Origin of the sequence: Neorhizobium sp. T25_13 (genome assembly GCF_002968675.1) — a bacterium.
Lineage (GTDB): Bacteria > Pseudomonadota > Alphaproteobacteria > Rhizobiales > Rhizobiaceae > Neorhizobium > Neorhizobium tomejilense.
In genome coordinates this window covers 250,733-257,171 of sequence record NZ_PVBI01000009.1, presented here as the reverse complement: position 1 = coordinate 257,171, position 6,439 = coordinate 250,733, and the positions used below count along the sequence as shown (strand labels likewise).

The 6,439-nt window shown below is 60.4% G+C and carries 6 protein-coding genes; 3 read left to right on the top strand and 3 right to left on the bottom strand.

The window, feature by feature from the left end; all coding sequences use genetic code 11:
* Window positions 1–244: 244 nt before the first annotated feature.
* Window positions 245–1,168, bottom strand: a complete 924-nt coding sequence (locus tag C5J22_RS21965; protein WP_105439978.1) for a GlxA family transcriptional regulator — start codon at window positions 1,166–1,168, stop codon at window positions 245–247.
* 90 nt (window positions 1,169–1,258) lie between these two features.
* Between C5J22_RS21965 and C5J22_RS21960 the strand changes: the two genes are divergently transcribed.
* On the top strand, window positions 1,259–1,801 hold the full coding sequence (locus tag C5J22_RS21960; protein ID WP_105439977.1) for a cysteine hydrolase family protein: 543 nt from the start codon (window positions 1,259–1,261) through the stop codon (window positions 1,799–1,801).
* Window positions 1,802–2,215: 414 nt separating this feature from the next.
* On the opposite strand, the gene C5J22_RS21955 is transcribed toward C5J22_RS21960, so the two are convergent.
* Window positions 2,216–2,602, bottom strand: coding sequence for a nuclear transport factor 2 family protein (locus tag C5J22_RS21955; protein ID WP_105439976.1), 387 nt, complete (start codon window positions 2,600–2,602; stop codon window positions 2,216–2,218).
* 154 nt (window positions 2,603–2,756) lie between these two features.
* Between C5J22_RS21955 and C5J22_RS21950 the strand changes: the two genes are divergently transcribed.
* On the top strand, window positions 2,757–3,641 hold the full coding sequence (locus C5J22_RS21950; protein ID WP_105439975.1) for a helix-turn-helix domain-containing protein: 885 nt from the start codon (window positions 2,757–2,759) through the stop codon (window positions 3,639–3,641).
* A 148-nt stretch (window positions 3,642–3,789) separates the two neighbouring features.
* Here C5J22_RS21950 and C5J22_RS21945 read toward each other — a convergent pair whose 3' ends face one another.
* On the bottom strand, window positions 3,790–5,343 hold the full coding sequence (locus tag C5J22_RS21945) for an MFS transporter (protein WP_105439974.1): 1,554 nt from the start codon (window positions 5,341–5,343) through the stop codon (window positions 3,790–3,792).
* A 196-nt stretch (window positions 5,344–5,539) separates the two neighbouring features.
* Here C5J22_RS21945 and C5J22_RS21940 point away from each other — a divergent pair, with 196 nt between their 5' ends.
* Window positions 5,540–6,430, top strand: coding sequence for an alpha/beta fold hydrolase (locus C5J22_RS21940; RefSeq protein ID WP_105439973.1), 891 nt, complete (start codon window positions 5,540–5,542; stop codon window positions 6,428–6,430).
* Window positions 6,431–6,439: the final 9 nt, after the last annotated feature.

Here is a 6,439-nt window from a genome sequence, read left to right as displayed (position 1 = left end):
CCTGGCTGCGGCCGCGCCCTCGCAGACATGAGCCGCAGATTGAAATCTCCATAGCCTCCGACTGTGGCCCGCGGGTTCCTTCCTCGGGGACTTTCGTACGCCTGCCGGCGCCCGAAACTCTTCACGGAGGCGGACCGTCCGCTTTGGGCCGGCTGGAATGATGGCGGACCAAACCGGGAGCTGCTGCTTAAGCGGCGGCTGGTCTATAGTGCATCAGGCCCCTATCCTTCATCAAAAGCGGATACTACGCGCGGAAACGGCGCCGGTACTCGGATGGCGACAGACCTACGATCCTCTGGAACACCTTCCGGAACGCGCTCGCATCTGTGTACCCAACGCGCCAGGCGATCACCTCCACGGGATACTTGCCGAACTGGAGCAACTCGCGTGCCTTGTTCATGCGGAACCGCTGGAGGTACTCGGTGACCGTCATGTCCGTCGACTTGCGGAACCGGCGCAGGAAGGTCCTTTCCTCGAGCCTCGACTTGCTCGCCAGGTCGGCGAGCGTGATGTCGTCCGCGAACGACGCATGAAGCAAGTGCTGCGCGCTGAGCACCGCCGTGTCACCGTGGTTCAAGCTAGGCACAAAGGTACTGTAATATCGCTGTTCCCGGCCGGGAGGATCGATGAGCAGTGTGCTTGCGGTCTCCATCATCGCCGTGGGGCCGAGGTAGCGATCGACGAGCTTCAACCCTAAATCCGTCCAGGCCATCATGCCGCCAGCGGTGATGATGTCGCCATCATCGATAATCAGCCGGTCGACGTCTAGATTGACGTCGGGGAAGCGCGCCACGAATGCCTCAGCAGCGCCCCAGTGAGTGGTGGCTGACCGCCTGTTCAACAGGCCGGTTTCGCCCAAAATGAAAGCGCCGACGCAAACTGAGGCCAAGATCGTGCCGGCTGAATGCAGTCGTCGCAAACCCGCTGCAAAAGTACGGGCGACCTCGGAAGGGACTGGTCCCCCTTTGCCCGAAGGAACGATGACCACGCTTGGGTGGCCGCTCGGTTCGGCAGGGACCAGATAATCGCTCTCGATCCGCCATCTCGTCACTCTCAGGATCGGTCGGTCAGGGCGGTTGGCGATCTCAAATAGGTCTGTAAGGCCGAGTAGAGCGGCCTCCTGCGCGCCAGGGTACTCTAGCAAGCCGATGTCGATGGTTTCGGGCATATGTCGTTTCCAACCCGTTCTTTGTCATTACCGCCAATAGCGTCATCTTTGGTTGCCGTCCATAAGTGACGCTTCGAAAGGATGAACTCCATGAACAAGCAAGCAATCGTTGTCGTCGATTTCCAGAACGACTATCTCACCTCGGGATCTTGGCCGCTGATTGGCATTGACGCCGCCGTAAAAAAGGCGGCCGAGGTGATCGAGCATGCCCGGTCCAAGGGTGTGCCTGTCATCCACGTGCGCCATGAGAGCCCTGAGGGCGCGCCATTCTTCGTCGCCGGCTCTCCCGGCGCAGAGATCATTCCGGCAGTCGGTCCCAACGGCGGTGAGCAGGTCGTGGTGAAGAATTATCCGAACGCGTTCCGGGACACTGACCTCAAGGCCAAGCTCGATGCTGAGGGTGTCACGGATGTGATCATTGTTGGCGCCATGACACACATGTGCATCGACGCAACCGCTCGAGCTGCCGCTGACCACGGCTACAACGTCACGGTCGTCCAAGACGCCGCAGCCACGCACGACGCCGAGTTCAACGGCATGATCGTGCCGGCAGGCCAGGTCCACGCGGCCTTTATGGCGGCACTTGGCTTCGCCTATGGCAAGGTCGTCGCAGCCGATGATTTCCTGAAGTAGCTATTGTGGGCTCGCGTACCGCCTGCCTCTGCGCGGCTGGCGGGACGCTTCGCTCACGCTTCACATCGCGTACCTGACCTGGAACTCGTCGTGGTAGATGACTTCTTCGAAGCGAAGCTTCAGGCCGTGCTTGACCATTAGTTTCTCGACGATTGCGCCGAGCGTCTCACGATGCCCTTTAGCGCGGAGCTGAGCAGAAAAGTGCCCTCGCGCTTGTCGCGCGGCATGCGCCTGAGTTCTTCCCGCGCCAGGTCCACTGCGTTCTTCTACGACCGAGATATCCAGATCACCGAAATGCGCTGACAGGCGGTCAAGACGAGCTGCCTGTTGTTCGCGGTCATCGTAAAACTCGTGGAATTTGGAAAACAGTATGGGCGGGGACGCCTTGGTCCGCCGCCGTGGGTCGGTGACGTTTCAGCCCCAGAAGGCGTCTTCCTGCTCGGGGTTCGAGGAGAACAGCCATACTTCGACGATCTTGCCGTCGGCGATGCGCAGCAGATCGATACCGGGCTGGTTGACCTGGGCGCCTTCACGTTGGCCGGCGAACTCGATCTCAATGGCCACCAGGTTGCCGTTAGCGAGATAGCGATGGGCATGGGTGATGGCGAAACTGCCGCCAGACTTGGCCATCATGGCACCCATCATGGCGCCGAATTCGGCAATGCCATTCTTGGTGCCCGAGAACTGGTTGGCGCCCGGCTGATGCCAGATGACCTGCGGGGAAAGCAGGTTGCCAAGCGTGGCCTGATCGTTGGTCTGGACGGCTTCGATGTAGCTCCGTGCGATATCGATATTGGTCATTTTCTATCTTTCATTGCCGATGTTGAAACCTGCCGCGGAGAAACCGCGCTATTCATGGAGTGGTAATAACGGGCGATGCGCCATTCTGTCGTGGTGCATACGGGCCAAAATCTGATACTTAATGGACATCGCTGCTGATTGATGAGGGCGAAACATGGCAAGGAACGCGTCAAAGGTGGATCAACTCGCGTACCGTCCGCGGGGTCGCGAGCTTGACGTCGAGGTCTTCCGCTTCACTGACTTGCGGCGCCGGGTCGCCCGCGCGGAAATCCTGGCGCTGTACCACTATACCTTTCACACCCTGATCTGCGTCACCGATGGTGCGGTGACCCAGCTGGTGGACTTTCAGCCGGTCACCTGCTCAACCGGATCCCTCCTGGTGCTCAGGCCAGGGCAGGTTCACAGTTTTGGCAGTGATGAAGGGTGGGATGGATGGATGGTGCTGTTCCGGGCCGAATTCCTGCCATCAGAAGCGCAGACGACCGCCGATCTGCTGCCGGCTCTCGGTCTGGATCGGCTGCCGGATCATTTGTCGCTGTCGACCGCGGACTTTCATGCCGTCGGCGAGATCATCACCAGGATGCAGCTGGATGCGGCGATCGACGCGATGGCCAAGGATGTCCACGCCCTGCTGCGATACCAGCTTTGCGCACTGCTTTTACGCCTGACAATTCTGCAGGACCGGCAGGTGGGCGGTGCCGACGCGCGGAGCTTGGCTGTGCAGCGCTTCGCCAAGTTTCGCCGGCTGGTCGAGCAGAACTATGCTGGCTGGCATCAGGTATCCGCCTATGCGTCGGCTCTGGGTTGTACGGAGAAAAGCCTGACGCGAGCGGCGTTGGAGGCCACCGGCCAGAGCGCCAAGAGCGTCATCACGGCTCGTATTGCCCTCGAGGCAAAACGGCTCCTCGTTCACACCGACAGGCCAATTTACCTTATCGCCGAGGGCCTGGGCTTCGAGGAAGCAACCAACTTCGCCAAGTTCTTCAAGCGTGAAACGGACCGCGCCCCGATTGGCTTTCGCCGGCAATACAAGGGCTAGTTATGGCTACCTTTCGGCTCCAGTGAGGGTGGCCAATATTGAAGGCGGTTCTGTCGCTGTGGCCGCCTGTTTTTCCGCGAGCAGTTCGTCAAGGATGCCGTTCAGCTTGGCCAGTGGTGTACCGGTAGCGGGAAGCTGACATTTTTTCTCAATGGGCAGACGCAACGGCCTGCTCGTCGATATTTGCGCGGGCATAGATCTTTCGGGCGATGGCCGCGAGCACGAGCAGCGTCACCATCCCAACTAGGCAACAGCTGGCAAAGCCCGTTGAGAAAGACTGGCGGGCCGCTTCAAGCCAGGCCGGCACGACGCTCTCCTGAAGCGCCCTTGCGGTTTCGACGGCGCCACCGATCGTCGTTTTCACCGCTGCCCTCTCAGCGGCATCGAGGCCCGCAACATTCACCCCGTCCATCAGCATGCGATAGATCAAGGTGCCGAGGCTGCCGAGCAACGCGATGCCCAGCGCGCCTCCGAATTCGGCACTTGTCTCCGAAATCGCCGAGGCGGAGCCCGACTTTTCCGGCGGCGCGCTTCCGACGATCAGGCCGGTTGTCGTCAGCACGACCGGCACGAAACCGACGGCGATCACCATGGTTGCGCCGAGAACCCCGAACAGGCTTTCGCAATAGGCGGCGATCGACATCAGAAACATGCCCGCAGAGTTTATCACCAGGCCCAGCAGTACGGTACGGACCGGGCCGAAACGGTTGGTGAACCGATAGGCTTGCAAGGACATGACTGTGAAGACGATCGACGAGGGAACCGACCAGAGAGCCGCTTCGAGCGGTGTGAGGCCAAGCACGAACTGGAGGAACAGGTTCTGGTAGAGAAAGACGCCGAACACGAAGAACATCCCCGCAAGGTTTACCAGAAGCGAGGCCGTGAAGGCGGGCAGAGCAAAGAGCTTCAGATCGATCAGGGGATCCGGCAGCGTTTTCTGACGGCGCACGAACAGCCAGCCGACAATGAGCCCGCCGCCGATGGGCAGCAGATGACGAGTGTCAAAACCGTCTGCCGCCACATGCTTGAAGCCGTAGATGATGGGCAGCACGGTCGCGAGCGACAGCAGTACGCTCAGGAGGTCAAGCCTGGCGCCGTCCGCGCTCTTGTATTCCGGCAGCAGGATGGGAGCAGCAATCAGCAGGATGAGCATGACCGGGATGTTGATCAGAAATACCGCGCCCCAATGGAAATATTGCAGCAGAAAGCCGCCCAGGAGCGGCCCGATCAGGCCACCGAGGGCAAAAGCCGTGCCCCAAATGCCGATGGCGCGGTTACGCTCCGCCTCGTTGCTGAACAGGTTGACGATCAGCGACAAAGTTGAGGGTGCGATCGTCGCTCCGGCAATACCGAGAAGCGCCCGCGACACGATGAGCTGTTGCGCGGTGGTAGAAAAGGCCGCAAGCGCCGAGGCGACGCCGAAGGCGGCTGCTCCGATCAGCAGCACGCGGCGACGACCGATCCGATCTCCCAGCGTGCCCATCGTGACCAGGAAGCCGGCAACCATGAAGCCGTAGATGTCGTTGATCCAAAGGAGTTCGGAGGCCGACGGGTCGAGGTCGGCGACGATCGCGGGAATGGCCAGGAACAGGATGGACAGATCCATCGAATAGATGAGGCAGGCAATCGAGAGCACGCAGACCCCGATCCATTCCCTGCGTCCGGCAAGGTTCTGACCTGCTTTGGCACTTCCGGTATGCATGGAACTCCTCCTATAGCGGCGGCGGCAATGTGGCGCGCCAGATGATAAATGGCAACGCTCCAACCTTGTCGCGCCCGGTTGGAGATGCCCCGATCCAGCCAGATGCGGTCACGACGGGGCGGACGGCAGGATTTTCAGGTGAACCAATCCTCTCCTTGAATGTTGACATGCGGGTCAGAAAAACGAGGAGGTCGGCATGCTTGACGTGCAAAAGGCCAGGCATCAGACAGTCAAAGTAGATGGGGTAGACCTGTTCTATCGCGAGGCAGGGCGACGCGATGCGCCCGGTCTGCTGCTGCTCCATGGCCAACCCAGCTCATCCTACAGTTTCCGCGACGTCATCAGCCCCTTGGCGAGCGTAGCGCGGGTCGTTGCGCCCGATCTGCCCGGCTTCGGCTTCACGGAGGCACCCGATGACTATGAGTACACGTTCGACGCCATGGCGCGGACGGTCGATGCCTTAACGCGGGAGATCGGGCTGGAGCGGTTCTTCCTCTACATCCACGATTTTGGGGCGCCGGTCGCCTACTATCTGGCGCTGGCACGACCCGACCGCGTGCTTGGGCTCATCATTCAGAACGGCAATGCCCATGAGGAAGGCCTCGGTCCAGTTTGGGACGCCAGCAAAGCCTACTGGGCGGAACCCACCCTGGAGAACCGCGCGAACCTGCCCGAATGGCTGAATTTCGACGGGGTGCGGCACACATATGTCGGCGACATCCCGGATAGGCTCAAACCGCAGTTCGCGCCGGAAGGCTGGCATCTCGACTGGGAACGGATGAGCCGGCCCGGACTGGTCGAAATACAGTTTCGCATCTTCAGCGACTATGGCCGCTACGTCGCCCGTTTTCCGGAGATTTCGGCCTATCATCGCGATCATCAGCCGCCGGCGCTGTTAATCTGGGGGCGGCACGACCCGTATTTCGAGCTCGATGAGGTAATGGCTTATGCCCGCGAACTCGACCGGTTGGATATGCATATTTACGATGGGGCGCACCTTCTGCTTGAGACGCATCATCAGGAATCCGCCGCTCTTATGTGCGAATTCATCGTAAATTCGCAGAGCGCAATGCCCAAGTCGACATAGCCCAACCGA

Excerpts from the sequence above, each read along its gene's own strand:
- C5J22_RS21960 (WP_105439977.1), top strand. The coding sequence starts at position 1,259 with ATGAACAAGCAAGCAATCGTTGTCGTCGATTTCCAGAACGACTATCTC.
- C5J22_RS21955 (WP_105439976.1), bottom strand. The coding sequence starts at position 2,602 with ATGACCAATATCGATATCGCACGGAGCTACATCGAAGCCGTCCAGACC.
- C5J22_RS21950 (WP_105439975.1), top strand. The coding sequence starts at position 2,757 with ATGGCAAGGAACGCGTCAAAGGTGGATCAACTCGCGTACCGTCCGCGG.
- C5J22_RS21945 (WP_105439974.1), bottom strand. The coding sequence starts at position 5,343 with ATGCATACCGGAAGTGCCAAAGCAGGTCAGAACCTTGCCGGACGCAGG.
- C5J22_RS21965 (WP_105439978.1), bottom strand. The coding sequence starts at position 1,168 with ATGCCCGAAACCATCGACATCGGCTTGCTAGAGTACCCTGGCGCGCAG.
- C5J22_RS21940 (WP_105439973.1), top strand. The coding sequence starts at position 5,540 with ATGCTTGACGTGCAAAAGGCCAGGCATCAGACAGTCAAAGTAGATGGG.